The sequence below is a fragment of the Achromobacter semiaridum genome, assembly GCF_053543755.1.
Genome location: NZ_JBLVOL010000058.1, coordinates 1 through 13,673, shown reverse-complemented (window position 1 = coordinate 13,673; position 13,673 = coordinate 1). Strand labels below are relative to the sequence as shown.

Here is a 13,673-nt window from a genome sequence, read left to right as displayed (position 1 = left end):
CCATGATAGCGGCAGGCATTGTGGCCGACCCCGAATAACCGGGGCCGGGGGCGGGTTTCTTGGCGGGCCCAGATCCGCGCCTTACACCACCCGGTGCGACCCGCCCGGCAGCCGCCACGTCCAGTTCAGGCTGACGCCGGCGGCGGCCACGAAGATCATCGCCACGCCCACCACCTGCATGGGGTCCATGCGCTGGCCGTAGACGACCAGGTCCAGCAGGATCGCCACGGCGGGGTAGATGAAGCTGAGCGCGGCGGTGGATGTGGTCGGCAGCTTCTGGATGGCCGAATACATCAGGATATACATCAAGCACGTATGCACCAGCCCCAGCGCCACCAGATAGCCCCATTGCAGCGGCGCGGTCGGCACGGCGCTGAAGTCCGCCATCGGCAGCAGCATCACGGCGCCCAGCGTCACCTGAACCAGCGCCAGCACTTGCGGCGGCACGCCCTTCAAGCGCTTGACGATGACCGCCGTCACGCCATACAGCGCGGCCGCGCCCAGGCCCAGCAGCAGGCCCGACAGATAGGCCTGCCCGCCCGTGTGCGTGTCGGTCAGCCGCAGCACCAGCAGCAGCCCGGCAAACGCCACCACGGACCAGGCCAGCTTGCCGCGCGACGGGCGTTCGCCCAGGAACAGCACGCCCAGCCCGATCAAAAAGAAGGGCTGCACGTTGTAGACGGCGGTGGCCAGCGAAATGGACGCCAGCCGGTAGGCAGAAAATAGCAAGACCCAGTTCATGACCAGCGCGGCGCCGGCCACCAGCGCCAAGGCCAGCGTCTTCCGGGTGAACAGGCCGGGCTTGAGCAAACCGCGCGACCAGCAATAGATAAACAGCGCCATGGCCCCGAACAGGCAGCGAAAGAAAACGACGTTCCAGGCGCTTTGACCGGATTCCAGGACAAACACGCCCAGGGTGCCGGATAAGGTCATCGCGGCGGCCATTTGCGCCAGGCCAAGGCGTTCTGATGCGGGGGTCATGAGGGGTTCTCCATCGGCCGTCCGGCCACGTTCTTGATGGAGAAATTATCCCAGGCGCATGAGGTCGGTTATATGATGATTGCGTGGCGCTTTCAGGCGCCAACCTTCATTTAGGTGAAATTTATGCACAATGACCTAAAAAACGAAAATCCGGTTCTGGACGGTATCGATCGCCGCCTGGTGCAGACCCTGGCGGCCAACGCGCGGACCACCACAGCCGACCTGGCTCGCCAGGTGGGCATGTCGGCGCCCAGCGTGGCGGACCGGCTGCGGCGCCTGGAGGAATCCGGCGTTATCCGCGCCTACACGCTGGATGTGGACCCGGTGGCGCTGGGCTACACGCTGGAAGCCGTTGTGCGCATTCGGCCCTTGCCGGGGCAATTGCGTCACGTGGAAGGGCTGATCGAGGAAATTCCGGAATTCGTCGAGTGCGACAAGGTCACGGGCGATGACTGCTTTATCGCCCGCGTGGTGCTGCGGTCGATCTCGCATCTGGACGGCATCCTGGAACGCGTGACCGAGTTCGCCGAAACCAACACCGCCATCGTCAAGGCGCATACGGTGCGCCGCCGCCTGCCGCCGTTGCGCTAAGGGGACGTGCCAAGCTTCCTCTTACGCCGAGCCTCGGTCTTACACCGGCGCCGACAACGCCCGCGCCACGTCGTCCTTCAAACCCGCCGGCGTGTCGGTGGGCGCGTAGCGCTTGATGACCTGCCCATCCCGGCCCACCAGGAATTTGGTGAAGTTCCACTTGATGCCTTCGGTGCCGAAGACGCCGGGCTTTTCGCCCTTTAGCCAGCGGTACAGCGGATGCGCGTCGGCCCCGTTGACGTCGATCTTGGCAAAGAGCGGAAAGCTGATGTCGTACTGCGTGGCGCAGAAGTTGCGGATTTCGGCTTCGTCGCCCGGTTCCTGATGGCCGAATTGGTCGCACGGAAAGCCCAGCACCGTGAAGCCGTCGTCGCGCAGTGAGCGGTACAGCTGTTCCAGCCCCGAGTATTGCGGCGTGAAGCCGCATTTGGATGCCACGTTGACCACCAGCAGCACACGGCCGCGATACGTGTCCAGGGATTGATCCACCCCATGTATGTCGCGGGCGGTGAAATCGAAAATCGTGCTCATGCGGGCTCCTGTGTCAGGCGTTGCGACGCGGGCGCGTCGGTGCGCCAATTGGCTCGTGGAGTGTAGCGCCGCGTGCGCATGCCGGGTATCAGACCAATCCGAGATCCACGGGCGCCACGCCGGGGAACACCTGCGCCAGGCGGGCCTTGTCCAGCCCGTACAAGCGCGAGAACAGGCCGGCGAACACGGCGCGGTATTCGTTCAGCACGGGGTAGTCGCGGTCCTGGAACAGCGTGTCGTGCCGGACCGGCACCTGGCGTCCGGCAATCCGGCCACCGCGCACGTTTCCGCCCATCACCCAGTACACGGTGCCGTGGCCGTGGTCCGTGCCCTTGTTGCCGTTTTCGCGAAACGTGCGGCCAAATTCGCTGATGACCACGACGGTGGTCTGGCCCCAGGCCGAGCCCATCGCGTCGGCATAGGCGGCCAGCGCGCGGCCCAACTGGGCCAGCCGGCCGGCCAAAGCGCCCGTGGCGGCGCCTTGGCCGACGTGCGTGTCCCAGCCGCCCACGTCCACAAACCCGACGTTGTAGCGGTCGGTCATGAAGCGGGCGATGCGGCGTATTTCCTTTTCCAGTTTGTCGGTGGACACCGCGTTGCCGTTTGCGGCCTGCATTTCGGCGTCCAGTTCCTGCCGGGTGGCGCCCATGACGCGCTGGCCTTCGTCCACGGCCGCGTGTAGATCCGTGTCGCGGTACATCGCGGCAATGGCGCGGTGGTCGGCGTCGCTCAAGCGCGATTTTCGATTCGCGCCGCCCAGGTCCACATTGGGCACGCGGGCATCGCCACGCAAAATTTGCGGCACGTCCGCGGTGAAGGCGGCCGGGTGCGAACCCTTGGCGCCCAGCGCCAATGTCAACCGGTTCAAAAACCCCGATCGGTAATTGCCATCCTTGCGGGCGCCTTGGCCCAGCTCGATGCTGTTCTGCGTTTCGAAGTGGCTGCGGGTCAGGTCCTCGGTGCCGGCAAACGGCACAAAGGCCAGCTGCTTGTTGCGGTAGAACGGCAGCAGGCTATCGGCCAGCGCCGGGTGCAGTCCCCAGCCGTCGGCCAGCGGCAGGGCGGCGCCATCACCAGACCCGGGCCTGGCGATGGCAATGCTGGGGCGCGACTCGTAGTAGAAGTCGCTGGACGTGGGCACCAGCAGGCTGGCGGCATCGTATGCGCCGCGCATGAAAACAAGCAGCAAACGGTTGCCTGACGCGGCGGGCGCCGCATACAAGCGGCTGCCGCCCAGCAGCAGCGGGGCGGTGGCCATCATTTGAAGCAAGCGGCGGCGGTCCATCGCGATCTCCTAGCGGCGCATGAATTCTGGCGAGGCCAGCAGGTAGGTATTGGCGTCCACGGGTTTTCCGGCGCGCCCGATGGCGTCTCGCGTGGCGGGCGACAGCGTTGTTGCCAGGTCCGGGTTGGTGTCCAGCAAGGGCGTCGCCTTGGGCAGCGCCACCGGCTCGGGCGCGTCCGCCGTGCGATAAAACGGCTGCGGTGCGGCGGCGATGGCGCGGGCAATTTCAAACCGTTGCGTCATCTGCCCCGAGCCCGCCCAGTCAGACTGCGACAGGGGATAGCCGTCAGGCGTGGGGCGTCGGTACATGCCCTGGCCCATCTGTTGCAGCATCGACAACACCGCCTTGGGATTGCGGATGGGCGGCATGTCTGCATAGGTCAATCGCAAAGCAGAAAACACGTAATGCACCGGGTCCTTGAACACGCCGGCCTTCAAGGACTTGGCGAATTCCGGCGAGGCGAGCAGCGTTTGCAGCGTGGCCGCGATATCGCCATCTTGCGCCAGGAAGGTTTTAGCCATGCGCGCCACCAACGCGGGCGGCGGCGATTCCCCCACGAAGTAGGCGGCCAGTTTTGTGCTGACAAAGCGCGCCGTCGCCGGATGGCGCGCCAGCAGGTCGATGGCCTGATCGACTTCGTCCCAGCCGCCGCCGCGAATGGTGTGGCCCAGGAACACCTTGTCGCCGCCATCATGGCGGGCGGGGTTGAACAGGAACAGCCCGTCTTGAACCAGTTCGCCGCGAAGGCCGGGTTTTACCTTGGGCGGCTTGTCGCTGTTATGCACGCCCAGGCCGGTCAGGATGCGCGCCAGTTCCTGCACATCTTTCTGCGTGTAGCCGCCGCCCACGCCCAGCGTGTGCAGCTCCATGATTTCGCGCGCGTAATTTTCGTTGATGTGCCCCGCCACATTGCGCGTGTTGTCCAGGTACACCAGCATGGCGGGCGACCTGACGGTGGCGCGCAGCATGTCGCGGAATTTGCCCAGCGCGTGCGGGCGAATGGCGCGTTCTTCGTATTGCGGCAGATACGTGCCTACGTCGCCTTTGCCCGCGAACACATTGAAGTGGTTCATCCAGAACCACGTCATCTGCTCCTGCAAGGGGGTGGGCGAATACAGCGCGCGCCACACGGCGCGGCTGGCGGCGTCCTGGGCGCGCTGTTGCGATATCGCGCGCGCTTCGCGCTGCGCTTGCAGCTTGGCTTGCGGATCCAGGTCGCGTGCATCCTGGCGCAACTTGCGCTGCCGCGCCTGGGCGTCCTGTTCCGATTCCTGGTTGATGGACAGCGCGTCAATGGCGGACTGCACGGCCGCGGGCAGGCGCGCGCGCGGGTCCGGGTGCAATTGGGCTTGCAGGTAGGGCTGCACGCCCATCTGGTGAATGCGGGCAAGCTCGGCGGGCGTGGCGCCCCAGGTGATGCGGTTGACCAAGGCGGCTTCATGACCGCGCGTGTCTTCTTGCGGCGCAGTGGCCGCGGCAGGGAAAGCAGCGGCCGCTGCCACGCTCGCCAGCGCCAGGCACAGCATCGGCACGAGTTTGGTCAGCCGCATTCGTAATCGCATCATGAAGCAAAACCCTTAATGGGCAATAAGCGGTGTGACAGGATAATCCTCGGAACATTCCCGCGTGGGGCATCTTGAAACGCGGGGAAACCGCAATTTTCAGTTGGCCGCCAACCCGGCACGCGCTGGGGCCATTGGCGCGCTTGGCCGCACCGCGTCCTATCATGGCCGTTTGCCGTCAAATCGATGCACAAGACGATGCACAACCCAAAAGCAGGAGCGCGCCGATGGAAGGAATGATCGAACGCCTGGAGGCGATGTTGGCCAAGGGCACCGACAATATGTTGCTGCGGTTTTCGCTAGGCAAGGCCTATGCCGAACAAGACAGCTTTGAAAAAGCCGAAACCCATATGCGCGCGGCATTGGAATTCGACCCCGCGTATTCCGTTGCGTGGAAATGGCTGGGCAAAGCCTGCCTGGGGCGGGGCGATACGAACGAGGCCCGCGCGGCGTGGGAACGCGGTGTGGCGGCCGCCCAGGCGCGCGGCGACAAGCAGGTCGAAAAGGAATTGCAGGTGTTTATCAAGCGCCTGGACAAGCAGGCGGCGCCGGGTTCGTGATCGGCCATGCGCCGTCCTGGATTCAGTCAAGCCACCGCCGGCAAATTCCCAAACGCTTCCAACGCGCGCAAGCGGCTTTGTGCCAGGTCCACGATAGGCATCGGGTAGCTCGCCGCCGCACGCTCCATCGGGCTGGGGTCGTGGATGGCCTTATCGTCCAGGTCGGCCAGTTCAGGCAACCATTCGCGCAGGAACACGCCGCGCGGATCGAAGCGGCGTGATTGCGATAGCGGGTTGAAGACGCGGAAGTACGGCACGGCGTCGGCGCCCGTGGACGCGCTCCATTGCCAGCCGCCGTTGTTGGCCGCCAGGTCGCCGTCCACCAGCTGCGCCATGAACCACGCTTCGCCCAGCCGCCAATCGATCAACAGGTTTTTGGACAAGAACATGGCGGTGACCATGCGCAGCCGGTTGTGCATCCAGCCCAGCGCCAGCAACTGGCGCATGGCCGCGTCCACGATCGGAATACCGGTCCGGCCTTGCTGCCACGCTTGCAGGTCATCCGGTGCATCGCGCCACGGAACGGCGGCGGTTTCCGGCTTCATCGGCTGATGCATGGACAGCGAAGGGTAGGCGGCCAGCAGGTGCAGATAGAACTCGCGCCACAGCAGTTCGTTGATCCACGTGGCCGCGCCCGCCTTGCCACTATCGATCTCGCCATGGTTGGACGCCAGCGCCGCGCGCAGCGCCTGGCCGGGCGACAGCACGCCGGCCGCCAGGTAGGACGACAGGCAACTGGTCGCGGGCAGGGAGGGAAAATCGCGTTCTTCCTTATAGGCGTCGATGATGCCGTCGGTGAAGGCGTCCAGCCGGTCTCCGGCGGCGGTTTCGCCGGCGGGCCATAGCGCGCGCACGGCGTCGCTGGGGGCGGCAAAGCCGTCGAAGGCGTCGGGCAACGGGTCGGCGGCCCAGTCTGGCGGGGTTTGTGGGCGTGGGGCAGGCAACGCCATGATCGGCGCCGTGCGTAGCCGGTCGCGGCAGGTGCGCGCATAGGGCGTGTACACGCGATAGCAGTCGCCCTTGCCGGTGGTCACGGTGCCCGGGCGCAGCAGGGTCGCGCCGTGATGCAGTGTCCAGTCCACGCCGATGCCGTCCAGCGCGGCGGCAACCGCGGCGTCGCGGCGGCGTTCGTTGATCGCCCATTCGGTGTTGGCGTGCACCTGCGAAATGCCGTGCGCCTGGCAGAAATCGGCAATGGCCTGGGGCGCCTGGCTCCAGTCCGACACGGTCAGCAGTTTCAGCGGAATGCCGCGTTCGCCCAGGTCGCGCGACAGTTCACGCAGGTTGCGCAACCAGAAATCCACCTTGGCCGGCGCGTCGCCATGCAGGCGCCACTGCTTGGGCGCGGCCAGAAACAACGCGGTCACCGTGCCATTTTCACGGGCGGCCGCCAGCGCGGGGTTGTCGTGCATGCGCAGGTCGGTGCGCAGCCAGAGCAGCGTATTCATGGAATTCAATCCCAGGCAAAAGTGGGCGGGCGGGCGTTACCCGCGGCGAGGCTGGCATTCTATATTGGCCCGCGGCACGGAAGCCGCATGGAAGACGATGTAAAAACTACGAGTAGATGTGACGGCGCGACGGGGCGGAATGCGCGGGGTCCAAGCGGCATTGCGCGCGGCACGCGGGATGCGCCATCCGCCCGGGCAGCGGGGGAGGCCGGACGGCATTCCGGCAAGGGCGCCAAGGCGGTTCGGCAGGCGCGTAGCGGTCAAACCATGAAACACGCTGGCGCGAGGTTTGTATTGACGCGCCCGGGCCGCCGCCATGTAATCGATTCAACGACTGAAAAAAAGTTGAACGCTATGGGAAATCTGATGGACCTTCGCCCGTCCTTTCTACGGGGACGCACATCCGCCGCCACGACATCGCGCGACGTTCTGCAAAGGTTGTGGCGTTCTTTCGATTTACCCGACGAGTCCCTTGAACACGTGATGCTGACAGGCGCCGAACCGGTGCTGCCGTCTTCGTTCGCGGTGGGGACGGCGGCGCAGACCAGCATGGCCGCGGCGGCGCTGGCCGCAGCCGAACTCTGGCACCTGCGCGGCGGCGCGCGCCAGCAGGTCAGCGTAGACATGCTGCACGCGGCGCAGGAATGCCGCAGCCACTTCACCATCAATGGCGTCACGCCAAATATCTGGGACCCCATCAGCGGGGTGTACCAGTGTGGCGACGGGGGCTGGGTGCGCATCCATGCCAACTTTGCCCACCATCGAGACGGCGCGCTGGCGTTGTTGGGCTGTCCCGTTGGCGAGGGCACCACGCGCGACGTGGTGCAAGCGGCGTTAAGCCGCTGGAAAGCGCTGGACTTCGAACAGGTGGCCGCTGACGCGGGCCTGGTGGTGGCCGCCATGCGCAGCTTTGACGAATGGGATCGCCATCCGCAAGGCCAGGCCGTTGCCGCGCAACCCCTGATGACCATCGAGCGTATCGGCGACGCCGACCCGCGTCCCTTGCCCAAGTATGGGCACGACGCCCGGCCGCTGAAAGACATCCGCGTGCTGGACCTGACGCGCATCATCGCCGGCCCCGTGTGTGGCCGCGCGCTGGCCGCTTACGGCGCCGACGTGATGCTGGTGAACTCACCGCAGTTGCCCAACATCGACAACATCATCGACACCAGCCGGGGCAAGCTCTCGGTGCTGGCTGACCTGGACACGGCCGACGGCCGTATCGCGCTGGGCAACCTGCTGCGCAGCGCCCATGTGTTTGTGCAGGGCTATCGGCCGGGCGGGATGGCGGCGCTGGGCTTCGGGCCGGAAGACGCCGCGCGCATCCGCCCGGGCATCGTGTATGTGTCGCTATCGGCCTATGGCAACGTGGGCCCGTGGGCCAACCGCCGGGGTTTCGACTCGCTGGTGCAGACCGCCACCGGCTTTAACCACGCCGAAGCGCAGGCAGCCGGCCAGAAAACGCCCAAGCCCTTGCCGATGCAGATTCTTGACCATGCCTCGGGCTACCTGATGGCGTTTGGCGCGCAGGTGGCGTTGGCGCGGCAAGCAACAGAAGGTGGCAGCTGGCACGTGCGGGTGTCGCTGGCGCAGACGGCGCATTGGTTGCGCGGGATGGGCAGGGTGGAAGGCGGGCTGGACTGCCGCATGCCGGACTTTGACGGCTTGCTGGAAACGGAAGCATCGGGTTTTGGCGAATTGGTGGCGGTGCGCCATGGCGCGCGCTTTTCCGAAACGCCGGCTCGTTGGACTCGCCCGTCCAGCCCGCCGGGCACGCATCCGACGGTGTGGCCGTTTAACACGTAGGACGTCCCGCGCTTATGGCCGGAAAAAACGAAGGCGCCGTGCGGCGCCTTTTTTCTTGCTTGCTGAAGTCGCTTCTTACTTGGCCTTTTCCTGCTTGGCCTTCCAGTCGCGCAGCGCGCGCATGGTGTTCGTCACATGCGACTCGGGGTTCATATCGGTGAATTCATACAGGATCTTGCCTTGCGGTGAAATCACGTAGGAAATCCGCTGCGCGTATTCCGGGCGCTTGTCGTGCACGGCGTCATACGACTTCATGATCTTGCCATCGGCATCCGCGGCCACCGCAAACTTGCCACGGCATTCACTGACCGAGAACTTGTTCAGCGTGTCGATGTTGTCGGTAGATACGCCAATGACGGTGGCCCCCAGCGACTTGTACTCGTCCGTGGCTTCGGCAAAGTTGTGGGCCTCGATGGTGCAGCCCTGCGTGAAGGCGGCGGGAAAGAAATACAGGACGACCGGGCCTTGCTTTAGCGCGTCGTTCAACTTGAACGTGAAGACCTTGCCGCCCAGCGAGGCGTCTGTGCTGAAATCGGGCGCGGGCGCGCCCACGTTCAAGGCGGCGTGGGCGGATGCGGCGGCCAGCAGGCCGCAGAGCATCAGGCTAGAAACAAGGCGCTTCATGGAAGTCTCCAATAATCAATCGTTGGGCGCGCGGCGGGTGGCGGCAAGTGGCCTACTGTAGTCCGCGTGCGGCGCAGGGTCCAGTTCAGTCACGGTTGGGGCCACCGCCTCTGCCACCGCCATCGCCGCCACCGCCCGGTTGCCGCTGCGGCTGCTCGCGCGCCTGCTGTTGCCGCGCCTGTTGCTGTTCGCGGCCTTGTTGCTGGCGGGCTTGTTGCTGTTGCTGCTCACGCGCCTGTTGTTCACGCGCCTGCTGCTGACGGCCTTGCTGCTGTTCACGGGCCTGTTGCTGGCGCACCTGCTGTTGCTGTTGATCGCGGGCCTGTTGCTGACGGGCCTGTTGTTGCTGTTGCTGCTGCTGTTCGCGCGCCTGTTGCTGACGCACTTGCTGTTGTTCGCGATCTTGCTGCTGCTGGCGCGCCTGCTGATCCCGCGCCTGTTGCTGACGGGATTGCTGTTGCGCTTGTTGTTGCGCTTGTTGTTGATCACGCTGTTGCTGCGCGCGCTGCTGTTGATCGCGTTGCTGCTGACTTCGCTGCTGTTGGTCCCGCTGTTGGTCCCGCTGTTGAATCTGCTGCTGGACCCGCTCCACGTCCCGCTGCTGCACGTCTCTTTGCTGGCGATCGCGTTGCTGCTGATCGCGCTGCTGCTGATCCCGCTGCTGCTGATCGCGCTGCTGCTGATCGCGCTGCTGCTGATCCCGCTGCTGCTGATCCCGCTGCGGATTTCGCTGTTGAATCTGCTGCTGGACCCGCTCTACATCCCGCTGCTGCACATCCCGTTGCGCCTGCGTCCCGATCACGGTCTGGCCCGGGCCTCGGCCTTGGTCCGGCCTATTCGGGTTCCCGCGATTCGGGTCGGGGCGGTTGTTGTCACCACCCGGTCGGCCACCTTGTGGCCCGCGACCGTTATCGGGGTGATCCACAAACGCCTGCGGCGGGCGGCCCTTGTTGTGGTCGTAGAACTGCGCGCGGTTATTGCCCGCTTCACGCACGTAGTTGCGCTGTATGTCGGTCGGCGGCGCATGGCGGTCGTTGCGGGCGGCCAGCTCGCGCGGGTCCGCCGCGCGCCGGATGCCGTTCGGCCCGCCGTGATAGCTGACGCGGCGGTTGTCGATGTTGTTGACGACCACGGTGTGGTTATAGACGTTGGTGACCCGCGTGACGTTTACGTTCGTCACCGAACGGTTGTAGTAGAAGCGGTCACGCTTCCAGTAACCGCCCACATAGCCCAGGCCGACATAGCCGAAGCCATAGTTGATGCCGCCATAGAACCCCACGTGGGGGCCCCAGTAACCGGGGCTCCATACGTACAGCCCATTGGAGAACCCCCAGTATCCGGGCGTCCACAACGCGCCGTTATAGGGCGCCAGCACCCAGGCGCCGGGCACCCAGAAAAAGCCGTAGCGGTTGCGGCTCCAGTAGCCAGGCACCCACAGATAACCGTCGGCCGGGGCAGGCGGCTGCACATACTGGGGCAAGGGCGGCGGGGGTTCGGGGCTGCGGTCCACCAGCGCAAGATTCGCGGATGCGGGGTCGCCGCCATCGTAGTCGGGGGCGCCGGGCGCTCCCGGCGGGGGCGGCGGGGCGTCGTAGGTTTGCGCCACGGCGGCGCTGCCCGCCGCCAGCAAGGACACGGCAAGAGCGATGTGGGCGGCGGCAGGCCGCAGGCGGGAAATCCGGGTCAGGGGCGTCATGGCAGTTCCTTCAGGACGCGTCGACGGCGACGGTCAATAACCGCGGTAGTAATGCGGCGCGGGATACGCCGGGTAGTAATAGTGCGGTGTGTAATACACCGGCGCCTGGCGATAGTAAGCCGGGCGGGCCGGCACCACGACGCATCCGGTCAGCATGCTGGCCATCACCATCATCAACAAAAGGCTCTTCTTCATGTTCTTGACTCCCTACCTGCGCCAGGCGTGTCATACGCCCTTGGTGCGCTGGTAAGGATTAGGCCATACCGGATGGCAGTCGTTCGCCTCTTGTAATCGATCCGAAACAGCTTTCGCGTGACCGATGTTTGCGCCTGCGTGACGGCGCATGTCGTTGGTATCAAACGTTGCGGAAAAAAGAACGGGGCCGCCATGGCGACCCCGTTTTGCGTCACGCCACGTCACGCCGCGTAACGGCGATGGCGGCGATGGCGGCGATCAGTTCCAGCGTCCGCCGTTACCGGCCAGGCTGAAACGGCCGGCGCCCATGAAGGCCAGCGCCAGCGCGGCGAACAGGAACATGCCTTGCAGTTCCAGGGCCCAGCCGCCATTGTTCGTCATGCTGCTGAGCTGCCCGGTGTGCGCCAGCAAGATGGCAACCACCATATTGATGACGATGATCAGACCACCCAGGCGCGTGTAGACGCCAACGATGAGCAGAACGGGCGCGATGATCTCGCCCACGTAAACGCCATAGGCCAGAAAGCCCGGCAGGCCGTGCGAAGACAGCATGCCGCTGATGCCGGTAACGCCATTGCCCATCAGTTTGGACAAGCCGTGCAGCAGAATCAGGATGCCCAAAGCCAGGCGCAGGATCAGCTTGCCGGTATCGTCGGACTTGATCATGGTGAGTTTCTCTTGTGATGGTTAAAGGGGGACAAGGCTTCGTTGGAACCCACCGCGAACCATTGGTTCCAAGCCCACACCGCCGCGCATCCGACGGGGCGGCTGCGTCAAGCGGCGCCATTATGGCAAATGCCCTGCAAAATCATCAAGCTTTCGTCACGTCCCGGCGGTAATTGCCGGCGGTAATGCCATGCGGGATTTCTGCCGATAAATTACCGCTGGGTATATCGAACCCTGCCAATAATCAGAATTCCTCAAGAAAGCGCATACGGAAGCGCCGGCCTTTGATGTTGCTGTTGGACACGCGCGAAAACGCCTGTTTGGCAATCTGGCGGTCCAGCGCCACGTAGGCGTTGAATTCCGTGATATTGATCTTGCCCACCTGTTCAAACGTCAGCCCACCGTCACCGGTCAGGGCGCCCAGCAGGTCGCCCGGGCGCAGCTTGTCTTTCTTGCCGCCCTGGATGCACAGCGTGACCATGGGCGCGCGCAAGGGACGGTCGGCCTTGGGTTTCAGGGATTTGATGTCGCCCCACTTCAAGGGCGAGCCCTGGTATTGCTCAACCAGATTGGCCCAGCGCATTTCGTCGGGCGAACACAGGCTTAGCGCCAAGCCCTTCTGGTCGCCCCGGCCACTGCGGCCGATGCGGTGCACGTGCACTTCGGTGTCCTTGGTGACGTCCACATTGATGACGGCGCCCAGGTTCTGGATGTCCAGGCCACGGGCCGCCACGTCGGTCGCCACCAACACGGCGCAGCTTTGGTTGGCGAACTGGATCAGGATTTCGTCGCGTTCGCGCTGTTCCAGGTCCCCGTTAAGCGCTTGCGCGCTGATGCCGTCGGCTTGCAGGCGTTCCACCAGGTCGTGGCTGCGGACCTTGGTATTGCAGAACGCCAGCGTGGACACGGGGCGGTAATGCGCCAACAGGCGCGCCACGGCGTCCAGGCGGTCTTTTTCGTCGATTTCAAAGAAGATCTGTTCGATGCGGCTGGCGTCGTGCTGCGCCTCGACCTTGACCTCGGCGGGGTTGCGCAGAAACCGCGCGCTAAGCTTGCGGATGTTGTCGGGGTAGGTGGCCGAGAACAGCAGCGTCTGGCGCTTGGTGGGGCAGTGCGAGGCAATGGCCACGATGTCGTCGTAGAAACCCATATCGACCATGCGGTCGGCTTCGTCCAGCACCAGCGTGGTCAGGCCGGCCAGGTCCAGGCTGCCGCGTTCCAGATGGTCCTGGATACGTCCGGGCGTGCCCACCACCAGGTGCGCGCCGCGCGCCAGCGATTCGGCTTGCGGGCGGGCAGGGGCGCCGCCGCACAGCGTCAAAATCTTCACGTTGGGAATCAGGCGCGCCAGGCGGCGCAGTTCCTGCGCTACCTGGTCGGCCAATTCGCGGGTGGGGCACACCAGCAACGCTTGCGGCGCCAGGCGCGTGGGGTCCAGCTTTTGCAGCACGCCTAGGCCAAATGCCGCGGTCTTGCCGCTGCCGGTCTTGGCTTGCGCGATGATGTCGCGGCCTTCCAAAATCAGCGGCAGGCTTTGCGCCTGGATAGGCGTCATCTGCTCGAACCCCAGGCTTTGCAGGTTATCAAGCAGGGCGGGCAGAAGGGGAAGGGTGGAAAAGGGCGTGTTGGTCACAATAGGGCGGTTCGCAAAAACCGCGAAAAAACGGAGTCGACCGACAGTGTAAGCCCTGGAATGGGCGGACCCTAGCGCCAGCCCAGCCCAGCCC

General features: G+C 65.0%; 13 protein-coding genes. 3 read left to right on the top strand and 10 right to left on the bottom strand.

All coding sequences use genetic code 11. From position 1 onward, the window contains the following. Window positions 1–81: 81 nt before the first annotated feature. Window positions 82–981: a DMT family transporter gene (locus ACNPP0_RS16265; protein ID WP_448706466.1), complete on the bottom strand. Its 900-nt coding sequence runs from the start codon at window positions 979–981 to the stop codon at window positions 82–84. A 123-nt stretch (window positions 982–1,104) separates the two neighbouring features. Here ACNPP0_RS16265 and ACNPP0_RS16260 point away from each other — a divergent pair, with 123 nt between their 5' ends. Next, window positions 1,105–1,572, top strand: coding sequence for an Lrp/AsnC family transcriptional regulator (locus ACNPP0_RS16260; protein ID WP_448706465.1), 468 nt, complete (start codon window positions 1,105–1,107; stop codon window positions 1,570–1,572). Window positions 1,573–1,611: 39 nt separating this feature from the next. Here ACNPP0_RS16260 and ACNPP0_RS16255 read toward each other — a convergent pair whose 3' ends face one another. From ACNPP0_RS16255 to ACNPP0_RS16245, 3 genes are all read right to left on the bottom strand, one after another. Further along, window positions 1,612–2,103: a glutathione peroxidase gene (locus tag ACNPP0_RS16255; RefSeq protein ID WP_448706464.1), complete on the bottom strand. Its 492-nt coding sequence runs from the start codon at window positions 2,101–2,103 to the stop codon at window positions 1,612–1,614. An 88-nt stretch (window positions 2,104–2,191) separates the two neighbouring features. Continuing rightward, complete coding sequence (locus ACNPP0_RS16250; RefSeq protein WP_332607696.1) at window positions 2,192–3,388, bottom strand: DUF1501 domain-containing protein; 1,197 nt, start codon at window positions 3,386–3,388, stop codon at window positions 2,192–2,194. A gap of 9 nt (window positions 3,389–3,397) precedes the next feature. Continuing rightward, window positions 3,398–4,954, bottom strand: coding sequence for a DUF1800 domain-containing protein (locus tag ACNPP0_RS16245; protein WP_448706463.1), 1,557 nt, complete (start codon window positions 4,952–4,954; stop codon window positions 3,398–3,400). Window positions 4,955–5,178: 224 nt separating this feature from the next. On the opposite strand from ACNPP0_RS16245, the gene ACNPP0_RS16240 reads away from it, so the two are divergent. Next, window positions 5,179–5,511: a tetratricopeptide repeat protein gene (locus tag ACNPP0_RS16240; protein ID WP_448706462.1), complete on the top strand. Its 333-nt coding sequence runs from the start codon at window positions 5,179–5,181 to the stop codon at window positions 5,509–5,511. Between the two features lie 26 nt (window positions 5,512–5,537). Here the strand turns inward: ACNPP0_RS16240 and phrB are convergent, their stop codons facing one another. Further along, window positions 5,538–6,959 carry a deoxyribodipyrimidine photo-lyase gene (phrB, locus tag ACNPP0_RS16235; protein ID WP_448706461.1) on the bottom strand — a complete coding sequence of 474 codons (1,422 nt, stop codon included), beginning with the start codon at window positions 6,957–6,959 and terminating at the stop codon, window positions 5,538–5,540. Between the two features lie 354 nt (window positions 6,960–7,313). On the opposite strand from phrB, the gene ACNPP0_RS16230 reads away from it, so the two are divergent. After that, window positions 7,314–8,765 (top strand): CoA transferase, encoded by a 1,452-nt coding sequence (locus ACNPP0_RS16230; protein WP_448706492.1) that lies wholly within the window; start codon window positions 7,314–7,316, stop codon window positions 8,763–8,765. Window positions 8,766–8,840: 75 nt separating this feature from the next. Here ACNPP0_RS16230 and ACNPP0_RS16225 read toward each other — a convergent pair whose 3' ends face one another. The 5 genes from ACNPP0_RS16225 to dbpA all read right to left on the bottom strand — a co-directional run bounded on the left by ACNPP0_RS16225 (window position 8,841) and on the right by dbpA (window position 13,579). Continuing rightward, the gene (locus ACNPP0_RS16225) at window positions 8,841–9,389 is read right to left on the bottom strand and encodes a peroxiredoxin (protein WP_448706460.1); all 549 of its coding nucleotides are present in this window, start codon (window positions 9,387–9,389) and stop codon (window positions 8,841–8,843) included. A gap of 85 nt (window positions 9,390–9,474) precedes the next feature. Next, complete coding sequence (locus ACNPP0_RS16220; RefSeq protein ID WP_448706459.1) at window positions 9,475–11,085, bottom strand: adenylate cyclase; 1,611 nt, start codon at window positions 11,083–11,085, stop codon at window positions 9,475–9,477. Window positions 11,086–11,118: 33 nt separating this feature from the next. Then, window positions 11,119–11,280: a hypothetical protein gene (locus ACNPP0_RS16215; protein WP_448706458.1), complete on the bottom strand. Its 162-nt coding sequence runs from the start codon at window positions 11,278–11,280 to the stop codon at window positions 11,119–11,121. A gap of 258 nt (window positions 11,281–11,538) precedes the next feature. Beyond that, complete coding sequence (locus ACNPP0_RS16210) at window positions 11,539–11,946, bottom strand: DoxX family protein (RefSeq protein WP_448706457.1); 408 nt, start codon at window positions 11,944–11,946, stop codon at window positions 11,539–11,541. 244 nt (window positions 11,947–12,190) lie between these two features. Continuing rightward, window positions 12,191–13,579 carry an ATP-dependent RNA helicase DbpA gene (dbpA, locus tag ACNPP0_RS16205; RefSeq protein ID WP_046806836.1) on the bottom strand — a complete coding sequence of 463 codons (1,389 nt, stop codon included), beginning with the start codon at window positions 13,577–13,579 and terminating at the stop codon, window positions 12,191–12,193. Window positions 13,580–13,673: the final 94 nt, after the last annotated feature.